Source organism: Roseibium sp. MMSF_3412 (genome assembly GCF_030733265.1).
GTDB lineage: Bacteria > Pseudomonadota > Alphaproteobacteria > Rhizobiales > Stappiaceae > Roseibium.
In genome coordinates this window covers 188,339-203,253 of sequence record NZ_JASHJI010000008.1, presented here as the reverse complement: position 1 = coordinate 203,253, position 14,915 = coordinate 188,339, and the positions used below count along the sequence as shown (strand labels likewise).

General features: G+C 56.6%; 19 protein-coding genes. 15 read left to right on the top strand and 4 right to left on the bottom strand.

The features are described from left to right. Positions 1 to 2: 2 nt before the first annotated feature. A complete protein-coding gene (locus RBB49_RS16045; RefSeq protein ID WP_336623426.1) occupies positions 3 to 713 on the bottom strand; it encodes a MarR family transcriptional regulator in 711 nt (236 codons plus the stop codon). Positions 714 to 865: 152 nt separating this feature from the next. Here RBB49_RS16045 and RBB49_RS16040 point away from each other — a divergent pair, with 152 nt between their 5' ends. Then, positions 866 to 1,291 carry an organic hydroperoxide resistance protein gene (locus tag RBB49_RS16040; protein WP_306143864.1) on the top strand — a complete coding sequence of 142 codons (426 nt, stop codon included), beginning with the start codon at positions 866 to 868 and terminating at the stop codon, positions 1,289 to 1,291. Positions 1,292 to 1,326: 35 nt separating this feature from the next. Here the strand turns inward: RBB49_RS16040 and RBB49_RS16035 are convergent, their stop codons facing one another. Continuing rightward, positions 1,327 to 2,220 (bottom strand): hypothetical protein, encoded by an 894-nt coding sequence (locus tag RBB49_RS16035; protein ID WP_306143863.1) that lies wholly within the window; start codon positions 2,218 to 2,220, stop codon positions 1,327 to 1,329. A gap of 240 nt (positions 2,221 to 2,460) precedes the next feature. Here RBB49_RS16035 and RBB49_RS16030 point away from each other — a divergent pair, with 240 nt between their 5' ends. From RBB49_RS16030 to RBB49_RS15975, 12 genes are all read left to right on the top strand, one after another. After that, positions 2,461 to 2,886 carry a VOC family protein gene (locus RBB49_RS16030; RefSeq protein WP_306143862.1) on the top strand — a complete coding sequence of 142 codons (426 nt, stop codon included), beginning with the start codon at positions 2,461 to 2,463 and terminating at the stop codon, positions 2,884 to 2,886. Between the two features lie 51 nt (positions 2,887 to 2,937). Continuing rightward, positions 2,938 to 3,648 carry a GH25 family lysozyme gene (locus tag RBB49_RS16025; protein WP_306143861.1) on the top strand — a complete coding sequence of 237 codons (711 nt, stop codon included), beginning with the start codon at positions 2,938 to 2,940 and terminating at the stop codon, positions 3,646 to 3,648. Between the two features lie 88 nt (positions 3,649 to 3,736). Beyond that, on the top strand, positions 3,737 to 4,138 hold the full coding sequence (locus tag RBB49_RS16020; protein ID WP_306143860.1) for a MerR family DNA-binding transcriptional regulator: 402 nt from the start codon (positions 3,737 to 3,739) through the stop codon (positions 4,136 to 4,138). A 3-nt stretch (positions 4,139 to 4,141) separates the two neighbouring features. Continuing rightward, positions 4,142 to 4,585 (top strand): PaaI family thioesterase, encoded by a 444-nt coding sequence (locus tag RBB49_RS16015; RefSeq protein WP_306143859.1) that lies wholly within the window; start codon positions 4,142 to 4,144, stop codon positions 4,583 to 4,585. A gap of 3 nt (positions 4,586 to 4,588) precedes the next feature. Continuing rightward, entirely contained in the window at positions 4,589 to 5,035 is a 447-nt protein-coding gene (locus RBB49_RS16010) for a GNAT family N-acetyltransferase (RefSeq protein WP_306143858.1), read from the top strand. A 25-nt stretch (positions 5,036 to 5,060) separates the two neighbouring features. Further along, positions 5,061 to 6,233 carry an isovaleryl-CoA dehydrogenase gene (locus RBB49_RS16005; RefSeq protein ID WP_306143857.1) on the top strand — a complete coding sequence of 391 codons (1,173 nt, stop codon included), beginning with the start codon at positions 5,061 to 5,063 and terminating at the stop codon, positions 6,231 to 6,233. 86 nt (positions 6,234 to 6,319) lie between these two features. Next, positions 6,320 to 6,703 carry a cupin domain-containing protein gene (locus RBB49_RS16000; RefSeq protein WP_306143856.1) on the top strand — a complete coding sequence of 128 codons (384 nt, stop codon included), beginning with the start codon at positions 6,320 to 6,322 and terminating at the stop codon, positions 6,701 to 6,703. An 82-nt stretch (positions 6,704 to 6,785) separates the two neighbouring features. Then, a complete protein-coding gene (locus RBB49_RS15995; protein WP_306143855.1) occupies positions 6,786 to 7,478 on the top strand; it encodes an SDR family NAD(P)-dependent oxidoreductase in 693 nt (230 codons plus the stop codon). Positions 7,479 to 7,563: 85 nt separating this feature from the next. Beyond that, positions 7,564 to 8,526, top strand: coding sequence for an agmatinase (locus RBB49_RS15990; protein WP_306143854.1), 963 nt, complete (start codon positions 7,564 to 7,566; stop codon positions 8,524 to 8,526). A gap of 105 nt (positions 8,527 to 8,631) precedes the next feature. Continuing rightward, positions 8,632 to 9,039, top strand: coding sequence for an ACT domain-containing protein (locus tag RBB49_RS15985; RefSeq protein ID WP_306143853.1), 408 nt, complete (start codon positions 8,632 to 8,634; stop codon positions 9,037 to 9,039). A gap of 94 nt (positions 9,040 to 9,133) precedes the next feature. After that, a complete protein-coding gene (locus tag RBB49_RS15980; protein ID WP_306143852.1) occupies positions 9,134 to 9,985 on the top strand; it encodes an adenylate/guanylate cyclase domain-containing protein in 852 nt (283 codons plus the stop codon). Between the two features lie 185 nt (positions 9,986 to 10,170). Continuing rightward, positions 10,171 to 10,785, top strand: a complete 615-nt coding sequence (locus RBB49_RS15975; protein WP_306143851.1) for an ATP-dependent Clp protease proteolytic subunit — start codon at positions 10,171 to 10,173, stop codon at positions 10,783 to 10,785. 74 nt (positions 10,786 to 10,859) lie between these two features. Here the strand turns inward: RBB49_RS15975 and RBB49_RS15970 are convergent, their stop codons facing one another. Continuing rightward, entirely contained in the window at positions 10,860 to 11,264 is a 405-nt protein-coding gene (locus RBB49_RS15970) for a Clp protease ClpP (RefSeq protein WP_306143850.1), read from the bottom strand. Positions 11,265 to 11,817: 553 nt separating this feature from the next. Between RBB49_RS15970 and RBB49_RS15965 the strand changes: the two genes are divergently transcribed. After that, the gene (locus RBB49_RS15965) at positions 11,818 to 12,513 is read left to right on the top strand and encodes a YdcF family protein (RefSeq protein WP_306143849.1); all 696 of its coding nucleotides are present in this window, start codon (positions 11,818 to 11,820) and stop codon (positions 12,511 to 12,513) included. A gap of 100 nt (positions 12,514 to 12,613) precedes the next feature. Next, positions 12,614 to 13,861: an adenylate/guanylate cyclase domain-containing protein gene (locus tag RBB49_RS15960; RefSeq protein WP_306143848.1), complete on the top strand. Its 1,248-nt coding sequence runs from the start codon at positions 12,614 to 12,616 to the stop codon at positions 13,859 to 13,861. Here RBB49_RS15960 and RBB49_RS15955 read toward each other — a convergent pair. After that, positions 13,780 to 14,502 carry a DUF599 domain-containing protein gene (locus RBB49_RS15955; protein ID WP_306143847.1) on the bottom strand — a complete coding sequence of 241 codons (723 nt, stop codon included), beginning with the start codon at positions 14,500 to 14,502 and terminating at the stop codon, positions 13,780 to 13,782. The two genes, RBB49_RS15960 and RBB49_RS15955, sit on opposite strands and share 82 nt — an antisense overlap. Positions 14,503 to 14,915: the final 413 nt, after the last annotated feature.

Genomic DNA, 14,915 nt, shown 5'->3' with positions numbered 1-14,915 from the left:
TGTCAGGTCGATCCCGCCGTCCGCAGATTGTCCCGCAACTTCATGATCCGGCTCTGCAGATCCATGACGTCTTCCATGCTGATGCCGGTCGAGGACAGGATGCAGGTGCTGAAGTCCTCGGTCTTTTTCTGAAGAGCGCGGCCCTTGCGCGTCAGCTTTAGGATCACCTGCCGCTCGTCCTTGGAGTTCCGTGTCCGTGTGATCAGTCCCATTGTCTCAAGCCGCTTCAGCAGCGGGGTAAGCGTGTTCGTGTCGAGTTGAAGCTTTGAGGTGATCGCACCGACCGGGACGTTGTTCTTTTCCCATAGGACGGTCATTGCGAGAAACTGCGGATAGGTCAGACCGACGTCCTTCAACAGGTCCTTGTAGACGCTGTGCATGGCGTGGTTGGCGGAATAAAGCGCAAAACAAATAAACCTGTCGAGCGGCAGAGGCGTTGACGTGTCCGCGCGTGTTTCGAAGTGCGCATCGCTTGCAGGCACAGGTTCACCCTCAACACCGTCGGACAAATCGGACGCATCATTTTTTGACGCCGCCTTCTTGGCCTTTGCGGAGCGCGCAGGCTTTTTCTTGCGCTCCGCGGGCTCAGACGCCTTTCGTGCGCGTGGCGCCTTGGCGCTGTCCGGATCGTCTTTTTTGCGGGTTTGGGTCTCTTCGGAGGCGGGCATTCCAATCGCGTCCAGAAGAGACATCTGGTCAGTCTTTTCGTTCATGCGTCACCTTATAAGTCGTGCGCGATATGGTCGCAACCAGTTGACGGCGGATGCGCCGTGCTTTATGTGCATAAAATATATCGTGCACGATATAAATTTACAGGCCAGTTTGAGAATTGGTCCTATTTACATGCGGATAGGAGTGCAGAAAAATGACTGTCGAAGTGCTATATGAGACAAAAGCGCGTGCAACCGGAGGCCGTGACGGCGCCGCGGAAACGTTGAGCGGGTCGTTCAAGGTGAACCTCGCCACACCCAAGGAACTGGGTGGTGCCGGCGGTGAAGGAAACAATCCGGAAGAACTGTTTGCGGCCGGTTATGCGGCGTGTTTCATCGGGGCCATGAAATTCGTCGGCGGTCAGGAGAAGATCGCCGTGCCGGCAGACACCTCGATCACATCCACCGTTGGCATCGGACCCCGGTCGGAAGGCGGTTTCGGTCTTGAGGTGGCCCTGGAGGTTTCCCTGCCCGGGCTTGACCGCTCAGTGGCTGAAAGGCTTGTCGAAAAAGCCCACCAGGTCTGCCCCTATTCAAATGCCACGCGCAACAATATCGACGTCAAACTGACGCTCGCCTGAAGGACGCCATTGCCGCAGGTGGCCTGAAAGTGAGGTCACTGCGTCAACTCGGACCCGACCTGGTAGACATATTGTTGCCAGGACGGGTCGAGCCCTTCCAGAAACGGGTTCTCCAGGCGGAAGATCTTGCGGCCGCCCAGATTGGCGAACTCGATGCTGGCACCATATTTGTCTTCCCACAGTTCCTGCAGCGAGCCGTCTTCGTAAGCAATCAGAAGCCCTTCATGGACGCGTTCGATCAGTTCACTGTTTTCGCGCGCAGTCACAAGGAACCTGGGCAGAGGGTAATAGACGGAAACGGTTTCATCGAACGCGAGGCCGGGGATGTCCCTATGCGCTTGCCACTCGTCTAGAAGCTCGTTGGCTCCCCTGAAAAACAGGTCCGAGCGGCCAAGAGCGGCCATGGAGAACATCGGCTGGTATTCCGCGTTCGTCCGTACACGAAAGCCATGATGCCTGAGGATGCGGGTGTCGAGCCAGCCAAGACCCTGAATGACCTCAAAATCCTTCAGGTCTTCGAGCGTTTTCACCTTTGAAAGCGCTTTCTTGTTTTTCTCCGAAACAAATGCGACGCGATAACCAACGATCCCGAGATCAACGGGGAAAGGAATGATTGCGAGACTTTCCGGCAAATCATTGCTCATGGACGCCTTGATTATGAAGTTCGAATATTTGTTGTTCGAAGCTTCTATCAGAGCTCGCCGGGTGTTCTGGCCGGCCAAAGCATCGCGAATTGTAAAGTGGCCGAATTTTGCCTCTGTCTTTTCCAGGGCGAGTTCAATCACCGCCCGGTCATATTCGTAGCGCTTGTCCGCAGGCGCTTCCGGCCCCATGACAGTGACGGGAAAGTCGGCCTTGGCGTTCCCAAAAGTAAGAAGAAACAAAAGGCTTGCGAGCATGAGCGCGCTGGAAGTGAGTTTTTTTGTCATTCTGTCCCGTTGTGCCCCAGACGGTACGTTTTCATTCTATATTGTAATTTATCGAATCTTGATTGCTGCGCAAAGTTTCACACACGAGGTCTTGAAATGGCAAATCGTTTTGCTTCATTCAGCTATGTTTTTTAGGTATTATCTTAGATTTCCTGCATCTTTTAGTTGATTTTGCTGAGGCGTTTTTTGCAGTCTGTGTCGTGAGCGATAATGGTGTCTCCATGCAAAGAGGACCTGGGAATGAACAGACCTGAGATCGCCGGTGTTCTGGAAACAGCGGTCTATGTGGATGACATGAACGCCGCCCATGAATTTTATTCGCACATTCTCGGGCTGAAAAGAATGGTCGCGGGCGACAGACTGTTTGCCTACGATGCCGGTCCGGGACAGGCACTTCTTGTGTTCCATCGCGGTCATACCGGCGAAGACGTTGAGACAAAGGGCGGGGTCGTTCCCGGCCATCACACCTCCGGAAACAGCCATTTTGCGTTTCGCATCGGCTCAGACGCGGTGCAGGCCTGGCGCGATTATCTGAAGGCCAACGCAGTCGAGATCATCAGCGAAGTGGTCTGGCCGGCAGGCGGAACCAGTCTCTATTTCAACGATCCTGACGGAAACGTTCTTGAACTCGCGGCACCGCCGCTCTGGCCGAATTTTCTATCGTGAATCTTAAGAATTTTGAGGCAAATTCGTGTCGCCTTGGATGTGGGTGGCAAAATGAAGTTCTTGCAGGCAATATTCCGAACGGTTTTCTACGTGGTGGTCGGGTGCGTGATCTCGATCGGTGGAGCGGCGTTTTTTTTCATGAGCTGGGAACCCGACAGGGACGAGTATCCGATACGCGGTCTGGACGTGTCGCACCATCTCGGCGAGATCGACTGGACCGAAGTTGCCGGTGACGACATTTCCTTTGTCTACATGAAGGCAACCGAGGGCGGCGATTTCAAGGACAGTGCATTTGCGCGCAATTGGGCGGGGGCCGGCTCGGTTGGCCTTGCCCGTGGCGCGTATCATTATTTCAGCCTGTGCAAACCGGGCCGGGACCAAGCGAGGAATTTCCTCGACGTTTTGCCGGAAGACCCGAACATGCTCGCCCCGGTTCTTGACCTTGAATTCAGCAGCAACTGCGCAAGAAGGCCGCCGGTCGACGATGTCTTGAAAGAAATTTCCGACTTCGTCGCCCAGGTCGAGCTCACGACCGGAAAGCAGGTCATATTGTATGCGCCGGAAGAGTTCTACCGCGCTTATCTGAAGGGGCAGGGGCTCAACAGACGGCTATGGACCCGTTCAATCTGGCATTCGCCTTCCTATACGAAGAACTGGGTTCTCTGGCAGTATCAGGACAGCGGCACGATCAAGGGAATTTCAGGTAACGTTGATCTGAACGTGCTGAATGCCGAAGCGGCGGTAAATGATCTGAAGACCTAGCGCTTAATACGCTGTAATTTATAATAAAAAATAGATGTGTTGACTTTAACGTAAAAAGACTGAACTGTGCTCGCACCAAGGAGCGGGCATGCAGCGCTATTTCACGATCACCCAACTGACGCAGGAGTTCGATATCACGACGCGAACCCTGCGCTTCTATGAGGCCCAGGGGCTTGTCACGCCGCAAAGGCGCGGCCGCCAGCGGCTCTACACACCCGGCGACAGAACGCGTGTCAAACTCATCCTGCGCGGCAAGCGCCTCGGATTTTCCTTGAATGAAATCAAGGAAATGATCGAGATGTACGCCTCGTCACCCGGTGAGACGGGTCAGTTGAAGCTGCTACTTGAAAAGATTGCGGCACGCCGAGATGAACTCCTGGAAAAGCAACGCGACATTGAACTGACCCTCCTGGAACTTGACGAAGTCGAGGCCGGAGCGAAGTCACGGATCGCGGAACTTTCCGGTAAAGTGCGCGTCGGGAGTGATTGAGCGATGAACCTGAGTCCCAGAGACCCGGATTGGGAAAGCCGTGTCCGGCACAGTTTCGCCATGCAGCACTTCATGAGTCATCTCGGTGCCGAACTGGTGCATGTTGCCCCGGGCGCTGTGGATATAGAACTGAAAATGAGCCGCGATCTGACGCAACAGCACGGTTTCTTTCATGCCGGGGCGACGTCGTCCATCGCCGACAGTTCTGCGGGATACGCGGCCCTGTCGCTCTTCGCCGGGGATTGCGGTGTACTCACCAGCGAATACAAGATCAATCTGCTCAATCCTGCGAAACAGGACGTTCTTTTGGCCAGGGGACGGGTGGTCAAACCTGGCAGAACGCTGACCATTGCAAAGGCGGATGTCTACGGTCTTGAAGACGGGTTGCAGGTTCATGTGGCCACCGGCCTGTTCACACTGGTCAGCGTTCAGGGCGTGAAGGATTGAACCATGACTGATATTCTGATCCGCGATCTGACATCCGCCGACAGACCCGTCTGGGACCGGCATTGGGCAGCCTACCTGGAATTCTACGAGCAGGACCTTGCCCCGGAAGTCACCGACGGAATGTTCAAACGCCTGCTTGCGCCGGGGTCACACTCTGCCCTTGTCGCTGAGCGCGACGGTGAAGTGGTCGGTTTCGTTCATTTCCTGTTTCACGACAGCACATGGTCACTGGAGACGGTCTGCTACCTTGAAGATCTCTACGTAAGCCCCGAGGCGAGGGGCACTGGCGCCGGGCGAAGGCTCATCGAAGCGGTTTACGCGGCGGCGGACAAGGAACCCGGAGCCAGCGGCAAGGTCTACTGGCACACCAATCAAGACAACAAACGCGCTCGGCTGCTCTATGACCGGATCGGCGAGCTGAGCGATTCCATACGTTACACGCGCACCTGATGTCAGGTCGCCGGGAGGTAAAATTATGATTCGCAACGATTTTCCCGGGTTCAATTTCGACCTGGGCGAAACTGCCGACATGCTGCGGGACACGGTTCGTTCCTTCAGCCAGGACCGGATTGCACCGCTTGCGGAAAAGATCGACAGGGAAGACTGGTTTCCGAGAGAAATCTGGCCGGAAATGGGAGAACTCGGGCTTCACGGCATCACCGTTGAAGAAGACTGGGGGGGCTCGGGTCTTGGTTATCTGGAGCACTGCATTGCCATGGAGGAGGTCAGCCGTGCCTCGGCGTCAATCGGGCTGAGCTACGGCGCGCATTCGAACCTGTGCGTCAACCAGTTGCGCCGCTGGGGCCGAGACGATCAGAAAAAGCGCTATCTTGAAAAACTGATCACCGGCGAACATCTCGGGGCGCTGGCGATGTCGGAGCCGGGTGCGGGCTCGGATGTTGTTTCCATGAAGCTCCGTGCGGAGAAAAAGGGAGACCGCTATGTCCTGAACGGCTCGAAAATGTGGATCACCAATGGTCCCTCCGCAGACACCATGATCATCTACGCCAAGACAGATCCGGAAGCCGGACCGAAAGGGATCACCGCATTCCTGGTCGAAAAGGACTTTCCCGGCTTCTCTGTTGCCCAGAAACTGGACAAGCTCGGTATGCGCGGGTCGGAAACAGGCGAACTTGTTTTCCAGGACTGCGAGGTGCCGGAGGAAAACGTGCTCGGAGAGGTCGGCAAGGGCGTCAATGTGCTGATGTCCGGGCTGGACTACGAGCGTGCCGTACTGGCCGCCGGATGCATCGGGATCATGCAGGCGGCCATGGATGTGGTCATGCCCTATGTGCACGAGCGCGAGCAGTTCGGACAGCCGATCGGAACCTTCCAGCTTGTTCAGGGCAAGGTGGCGGACATGTATGTCACGATGAATGCGACCAAGTCCTATGTCTACGCAGTCGCAAAGGCCTGTGACCGCGGGGAGACGACGCGCGAGGATGCGGCGGGTGCGATCCTCTATGCGGCGGAAAACGCAACGAAGATTGCCCTTGATGCCATTCAGTTGCTGGGCGGCAACGGTTACATCAACGAATATCCGACCGGCCGCCTGTTGCGCGACGCCAAGCTTTACGAAATCGGTGCCGGAACATCCGAGATCAGGCGCATGCTGATCGGCCGGGAGATTTTCAACAAGACGGCATAGCGGTCGGCTCGACAGCTTGATTGGGTGCTGCAAGAATGCCCGGCCGAGACGTTGTTTCTGCGTCTCCAAGGGAAGGTGAAACCACTGTGAAGCAGACAATCCTGTCAGACAGCTTTGATGCCAAATCGCCCGCGGGTGCGGACATCCGGTTCCTGATGGACGGTCCGACCGGCAACATGATCCATTCGACCGTTCCCGGCGGTCAGATCAACCGTGCGACGCGGCACAAAAGCGTCAGTGAATTCTGGTTTGTCCTTGAGGGACAGGGGCAGATCTGGCGTTCTGACGGCGAAGACGCGAGCACGGTGGATTTGGTTGCCGGCGTCTCGATCGATATTCCTGCCGGGACGGCGTTTCAGTATCGATGCGACGGAGTATCGCCGCTGAAATTCATCTGCATTTCCATGCCGCCCTGGCCTGGCGATGATGAAGCTGAATTTGTCGACGGGATCTGGTCGGCAACCATCTGAGTTCCGGTTTTTCCTGCACGTGAAAGCAATCCCGGAGCTGCGTTGCTGCGTAGTGATTTCCGAGAAACAGTCAGGATTGCAAATGTCTCCCAAGATAGCCGTCATTGTCGGCCCCACCGGCGGGATCGGGTCTGCGGTCGTGGAAGCGGTCAAGGCCTCCGGCAGCTATGACGAGGTCGTCGGTCTTGGCCGACAGTCGAACCCGCCGCTGGATCTTGTTGACGAAATGACGATCAAGGCCAGTGCGGATCATCTGAAATCTCTCGAAGGAGAGGTAAGGCTGGTGTTCGATGCCAGCGGCGCATTGGCGCTGGACGGCTCCAGGCCGGAGAAGAGCTTGCGGGAAATCGATCCGGCCCATCTTGCCCGATCCTATGCCGTCAACACCATCGGACCGGCCTTGCTCATGAAACACTTCCTGCCGCTTTTTCCAAGGGAAGGCAGATGTGTGTTTGCGACCCTGTCCGCGCGGGTCGGTTCCATCGGCGACAACAGGCTTGGCGGCTGGTATGCCTATCGCGCAGCCAAGGCCGGTCTTAACCAGATCGTGCGGACCGCCGCCATCGAGCTTTCCAGACGCAACCCCGAGGCGATTGCCGTCGCGCTTCATCCAGGAACGGTCAGAACGTCGCTCACCGAGAAATTCACCAAAACCGGTCTTGAGGTGCAGGAGCCTGGCGTCGCAGCGCGGCGTTTGCTGCAGGTTGTTGAAGGCCTGTCATCTGCTGAAACCGGGTGTTTTTTCGATCATCTCGGAAAACCGATTGCCTGGTAGTCCGGTTTTTGTTGAACAACCGGCAGATTCTGCCAGAAATGGTTACCCGCGACGAAATCGAAAAATCCGAACTCAGGCCAACACCATGACCGATCCGTTTTTCCGCCCGGTATCAGGGCTCGACCTGCCGCGCTTTGCCGGTGTCCCGACGTTCATGCGGCTGCCGCATGTGGCGCTTGAAGACGAGAAGATCGCGGAGGTTGAAATAGGTCTCATCGGCGCGCCATGGGACGGTGGAACCACCAACCGGCCAGGGCCTCGCCATGGGCCAAGACAGCTCCGGGATATGTCGACGATGATCCGGGCCCAGAACGGGGCGACGGGCATACGCCCCTTCGAGCTCGCCAACTGTGCGGACCTGGGGGACGTCGGACCGAACCCGGCGAGCGTCGATGACAGCCTCACACGCATGACGGCGTTTTACGACCGGGTTCGCCAGAAAGGCATCCGGCCCCTGACTGCCGGGGGAGATCACTTGTGTTCGCTGCCGATCCTGCGCGCGCTTGCGAAGGAAAAGCCCTTGGGAATGATCCACTTCGACAGTCATACGGATCTGTTCAAGAGCTATTTCGGCGGAATGCAGTACACCCACGGCACACCCTTCAGACGCGCCGTCGAGGAAGGGCTTCTGGACCCGAAGCGGGTTATTCAGATCGGCATTCGCGGAACCGCCTATGACAGCGAAGACAGGGACTTTGCAGACAGTGTCGGGATTCGTGTCGTGCCGATCGAGGAGTTCCACGCGCGTGGACCGGAAGACGTCATGGTCGAAGCCAGGGAGATCGCCGGTTCGCAAGAAACGTATGTGTCCTATGACATTGATTTCGTCGACCCGGCATTTGCTCCGGGAACAGGAACGCCCGAGGTGGGCGGGCCGAATTCGTTTCAGTCGCTGCAGGTTGCCAGGCTTCTGGAGGGTGTAAACATTGTCGGGGCGGATCTCGTGGAAGTTTCGCCTCCGTTCGACCAGGCGGGGGCAACGGCCTTCCTTGGGGTGTCGATCATGTTTGAAATGCTGTGCAACATGGCCCTTGCGGCGAAGGCGTGAGCTGGAACCCGGTCTCGCGCAACCACAATGTCAGACGTTTGAGCGGAGACCTCGCAAGAGCGGTCCTGCGGCTCGGACGTAGACAACTACAGACGGATGGAAGACATGACCGGCGAAACCGACCTGGAAACCCTGATTGCGCAGATGCGTCCGATGCTCGATCCGGAGCCCTATGTGTTCTGCACATTCGCTAACCGGTCATTTCAGGATCTCGTCGAATATGACGCGGTTGGTCTTTTTGCGGAAACCGAGGGCACGACGGCGATCCTGCCGGTCGAGCGCGCAAGGGAGCTGGGCCTTGCAGATGCCGAATGGTTCCGCAGGATCACGTTGACCGTGCATTCATCGCTCGAGGCGGTTGGCCTGACTGCGGCCATCGCGGCAGCCCTGACCAGAGAGGGGATTTCGGCCAATGTGGTCGCTGCCTATTTTCACGACCACGTTTTCGTTCCCGCCGAGCGAGCTGAAGAAGCCTTGGAAGTCCTGCGAAACCTGGCGCGCAGCGGCTCCTGACGCCCTCACATGGATCGGGTTTTTCACCGGTTTTTCCTTGCAATTTGCTCCCCGGCTTCCCATTCCTAAGCTGTAGGTTTCAGGGGTATCCAGAATGCAACGGGTCAAGCGGCGTCTGTCGGCGATCATGTGCGCGGATGTTGCACAATATTCCAAGCTCATGGAGCGGGACGAAGACGGTACGCTTGACCGGTTACGCGCGTACAGGGACGTCATGTCGTCGCTGACAGACCGTCACAACGGCCGGATTGTGAATACCTGGGGCGACGCCGTGATAATCGAATTCGCCTCCGTGATCGAAGCGGTCCAATGTGCCGTGGAAATCCAGAACGAGTTGTCGCTCCGCAATGCCGATCTTCCCGAAATGAACCGGATGGATTTTCGCATCGGGATCAATCTCGGCGATATCATGGTCGAGGGGGATGACATCTATGGTGACGGTGTCAATGTTGCGGCGCGTCTACAGGAACTGGCTCCGCGTGGCGGAATCATGCTGTCGCAATCCGTCTACGACCAGGTAAAGGCGAAAGTCGCGCTCGGTTTCGAGCCGCTCGGGCCGCAGGCCGTCAAGAATGTCAGCGAACCGGTCGAGACCTATTCGGTACGGCTTGGCGGGCGCAACGCGCCGGCCGCGATCGCGGATGATCCTGAGAAAAACGGGCAGGAGGAGGCCGGCGCTTCCGCTCATCCCGAATGGGACAAAGATACGCAGGCGGTCGCCAACGGTTTTGAACAGGCGCGGCGCTGGCTGCGGGTTCAGCCAAGACGGGTTCGAACCTGTGTGGTGTTGATCGGGTTCTTTTTCGTGCTGAACCTTCTGACGTCAGGGCTCTCCACATTGTGGTTCGTGTGGCCGTCTCTTCCATTTGCGTTTCTTCTTGTTTGGCATTTCGTTGTCGGACGCAGGAATGGCGCGGTGGAAGAAAGTCCGCCCCAGGGCAAATAGATGCCAGGAAGGTGGCAATGTTCCCAGATTGATAACTCTTTTCGGTCTATTCAGGCTTTCAAGGTTTGCGAGCGGTCGTTTGTTCGCATACACATGGTCCAAACAGGCGCGGCGCCATCAGCCGCGAATCTGCCAGATACTGTCGGTCCAGCCGGCTCAACAGCAAAGGGAGCTTAATCCTGCGCATGAAAAACTACGCTACGAATGTGCCTGCGCGTCTCGACGACGACGAAGACGACAAACCCAAGAGCCAGCCTTCCATCCAGGTTGACAAGCACCTTTTCGAAGCCCGCACGGTGCTGATCACCGGACCGGTAACCCAGGACATGGCGCGCGACGTGTGCGCGCGGATGCTGGCCCTGGCACAGGTTTCCAATGACCCGATCACGGTGATTGTGTCCTCTCCCGGCGGCCACGTTGAATCCGGTGACATGATCCACGACACGATCAAGTTCATTGCGCCGGAAGTGCGCATTCTCGGCATGGGCTGGGTCGCAAGCGCGGGTGCGCTCATCTATGTGTCGGTGCCGAAGGAAAACCGATTCTGCACACCCAATACGCGTTTCCTGCTGCACCAACCGTCAGGTGGTGCCGGCGGCATGGCGACCGATATCGAGATCCAGGCCAAGGAAATCATCAAGATGCGCGATCGGTTGAACAAGATTTTCGCGGATGCGACCGGGCAGCCGATTGACCGGATCGAGAAAGACACCGACAGGGACTACTGGATGAGCCCGGAAGAGGGGATCGACTACGGTCTCGTGGGTAAGGTTGTCACCAGCGTGGAAGAGCTGGGCTGACATTACTCGACCTTGCAAAACAAAACGCCGGTGCTTTGCTGCCGGCGTTTTTGTTTGAAAAACTGCTTTTGTGATCAGGCGCTGATCAATTCCTGCTCGACCGAATAGACCATGATCGGAGCGACCGGTTTCGGATCGAGTACCTGGGGGCGCAGCGTCGCCATCAGCTGACGGAGATCGCTTTCGTCATTGACGCTTCTCTTGCCGGCAAGCAGCACCATTACGAGGTGATCGACGAATCGCTCGTAAACATCCTTGCAGGTGCAGATGGGCGACAGAAGTTCGCAGATCGGTTTGCCATCGTAGAAAGGTGCTCCTCCGGCCAGGAAAATCAGGAATTCCGTGAAATCGTCGCCGCGCTCGAATTCCTTCTGGAGCCGCGAGATATCGAAACAGGGATCCTGTTCAAGTCTGGCGCGCAGGCGTGGCATTGCCTTTACCATTGCTTCGCGTCCACCGAGTTTCAAATAGAGTGTCATTTGGCTACCCTCGACTGTGTCTTGGTTCAACACACACAGCATGCCTCACTTCAGCTCACGGCCCTGTGACTTCGATCACGGTTATCGCCTTTGTGAAAAACGACAATAATTTTGAGCAGGAACCAACTGTCCGTCCTCCTCGTTTCGACGTAGCGGAAACCAGGAAAACGACCGCACTTTCGCTGCAAAACGTGACAATTGATTTACAGATCGGATTTGTCTGTATGGAACTTAAGTCTTTGGCTTATTTTGTTTTTTCTAAATTGATTTCATTCGATCTTTTTCTGAAATCTGTCTGAAACGAAATCTTCCGCTATCTGCCACATTATTGTTTTAGTTATGGAAAACTGTTGCGGTGAGATCTGCGGAATTTGTGAATCTGATTTTTTTGGACGTGACGCGAAGATAAATTCCAATCACGAAAAAACGGAAATGGGCTCCAGGATTGTTCTTTTACATTTCCAAGGTCGGGTATTTTCTCGTCCAACCCTCAAATTTTCTGATTGTCTTGGCGCTGCTGGGATTGCTGCTCAATGCGTTCAGCAGATGGCCGGTGACCGGTATCCGTCTGGTTTGGCTGGCAGTTTTCGGACTGGTCGTATGTGGCATTTCGCCAGCGGCAAACTGGCTCATCCTGCCGCTGGAGGAGAGGTTCCCGCGTCCTGACAAGATCGAATCGGTTGATGGCATCATCGTTTTGGGCGGTGCTGTCGATACCGTGGTGACCGGTGGGCGTGGAGACACGGCTCTGACGACATCGGGGGAGCGTATCACGATCACCGCACGGCTCGCCGAAGCCGTGCCCGACGCGCTGGTGATTCATACCGGCGGAAAAGGTGTCATCATCCAGTCCCAGGCGACAGAGGCCGAGGGGGCTGCAAGGCTTTTCGAGGATTTTGGAATTGCGCCGGGGCGGATCATTCTCGAAGATGCCTCGAGAAACACCTGGGAAAACGCCGTTCTGACCAAAAAGCTGGTCGAACCGCGTCCCGGCCAGACCTGGCTGCTTGTCACCTCCGCCTATCACATGCCGAGAGCCATGGGCGTTTTTGAACAGGCTGGCTGGACCGGGATCACCGCCTATCCGGTCGACTACAGGACACGCGGTCTGGAAGACAGGGGACTTGGTTTTTCCGGCGCCTCGAAGGGATTACGGCGATTTGATCTGGCGTTCAGGGAGTGGCTGGGGCTGCTCGCTTACCGGATAACCGGGCGTATCCCGGTGTTGTTTCCCGCGGCGGGGGAGTGAAAACAGCGCAGGATTAACGCTATGCCGATTTTGCCTCTTTCACTTTGCGTTGCGACGCACCATATCAGGGTCATCTCAGGGAACAAAAGGGCTTGGGCAGATGGTCCTGGAAGCACCGCTTGTCGCGGCAGACGTTGTGCAATGGCTTTATAGCGACGCGTCGTATCTCAGCGACACTTTGGAAGTTATCAGTGAAATGGCCGTGCGGCTTCGCGAAGGGCACGTGCCGGTGGACAGGGCGACCACCGGTATATGGGTCGTTCATCCGAATGTCCGCGCGGAAGGATCCGTCTGGACAAGCTCGGGAACACGCGAATTGCGTCTTTATACGGCCGAAAACAGTTCGGACGAGGATTATCAGACCAGCCCGATCAAACGCGTGCACGAGACGATCAAACCTGTTCGGGTGAAGCTCGGTGAAGCTCCTGAAACGGCCGAAGAGTTTCCGATCACGGTTGAGCTTCGCGATGAGGGGTACACGGACTACATTGCGCTGCCGATGCCGTTTTCCGACGGTTCGGTGAAGGTGGTGACATTTGCTTCCAAGGCACCTGCCGGTTTCACCAAAACGCATATCGGCGTGTTTGAGTCGATTGTCCGACCTCTGGGACTCGTTTGCGAACTCAAGACCCTGCGCCGGACCGCCGAAACGGTGCTTGATACCTATGTCGGGCGGCGCGCAGGCTCAAAGGTTCTGGACGGGACCACCCGCCGCGGGCAGGGCGAGACCATCAAGGCAGTGGTCAGCTTTGCCGACATTCGCGGATTTACCCGGCTCTCCAACACGCTTCCCCCGGACATGATCGTGTCGTTCCTGAACAAGTATTTCGGTGCGATGACGGCTGCTGTCGAGGCGCATGGCGGGGAAGTGCTCAAGTTCATCGGTGACGAGGTCATGGCGATCTTTCCCTATGAAACGGAGAATGAAGCGCGCGACGCCGCCAGGCGGGCTCTGCTTGCAGCGCGCGAAACCCTCAAACGCATCGAGTCGATCAACACCAGCAACACCTGTGCGGTTACGCCCGATCTGAGTGTCGGGATCGCGCTTCATGCGGGTGATGTCTTCTACGGCAATGTCGGTAGCGAGACGCGCCTTGACTTTACGGTGGTCGGCCCGGTCGTCAACCTGGCCGCACGGATTGCCGAACTTGCGAAAGATCTGCATCGCGAAGTGCTTGTCTCCGATGCGTTGTCGGACATCATGGGCTGCAGGTCCGGGCTCTTCGGCCAGTACCGGGTGAAGGGCTTCGATGATCCGGTTTCCGTCTATTCCCCCGACTTGTCGGATGAAAGCAAGCTTGGATACTGCCCGGAGAGCACAGCCGCTCTTGCGCGCGAGGCAAACTGACGCCGCAGGAGAACCAGCAGAACGGCAAGTGTGCATGCCGCGAAGACAAAAGGCCCTGCGAACCAGCCAAGAAAGCCGATCGCAAAGAAGAGGGCTCTTTGACCGCGGTTGAAATGACGCCCGGCCAGGACATTGAGTTCCGCGGCCTTGCGCGCCATTTTCCGGATTTCCTCCTTGTTGGCGCTGTCATGTTCGGGCACGGCACCCATCACGATGCTGGCGTAGTTGAAGAGCCGGTAGGCCCAGCCGAACTTGAAGAACCCGTATGCAAATATGAGCATGAGGCCGAGCACCTTGATTTCCCAAAGTGCTCTGCTGCTTTCGACCGGGATCGAGAGATCACCGGCAATCTGCACAATGCGGTCGGTTGCTTCAAGAAGCGCGAAGCCTCCGCCGATTGCGAGCAGTGCGGTGGATGCGAAGAAGGCCGTTCCCTGCTGCAACCCGGACATGATCGCCGTATCCATGATCCGGACTTCCCGTTCACACATGGACAGCATCCATTCGCGCCGGTAGTCATCCATCGCGCTTGACAGCGTCTTGTGGCGCAATGACGTAACGTCGACGATGAGGTTGAAGCCGAACCAGGCGGCGATAAACCAGGTGGCAGCAGCGATATCCAGGCTGGAAAGAGCATGCATGGCAAAACCTTCAGTTGGGCGCAACGGTCTAAAATAAGCATAAGCAGCTGAAAAAATGAAAGGATTTCTGCTCTGCAAAAATCGGTTGGCAGCTGCACCTTTTTTGCGCTTGCGAATTGGTAAAGGTTCGTTTACTTCGTCGCCTCAATGGCGCCACATTCGAAAATGCAGGGGATCGGCGCCGCAAAAAAGTGTAGGGCTTTAATGGACGAAAACGTGCAGAAATCCTGTTGGAGCGTCACTCTGTGGACTGTCGCTGCGGTAGGTCTCGCTTTAACGATGATCCTTCTTTTCAACGATGTTGAAAGCGCGAACAACGCCGTCGCCGTCGCACAATAAGCAAGACGGACGCGTTCATGATCGAAAGGTGTGGTCAATGGCCACGCCTTTTTTGATTCCGGTTTCCCGCCGAG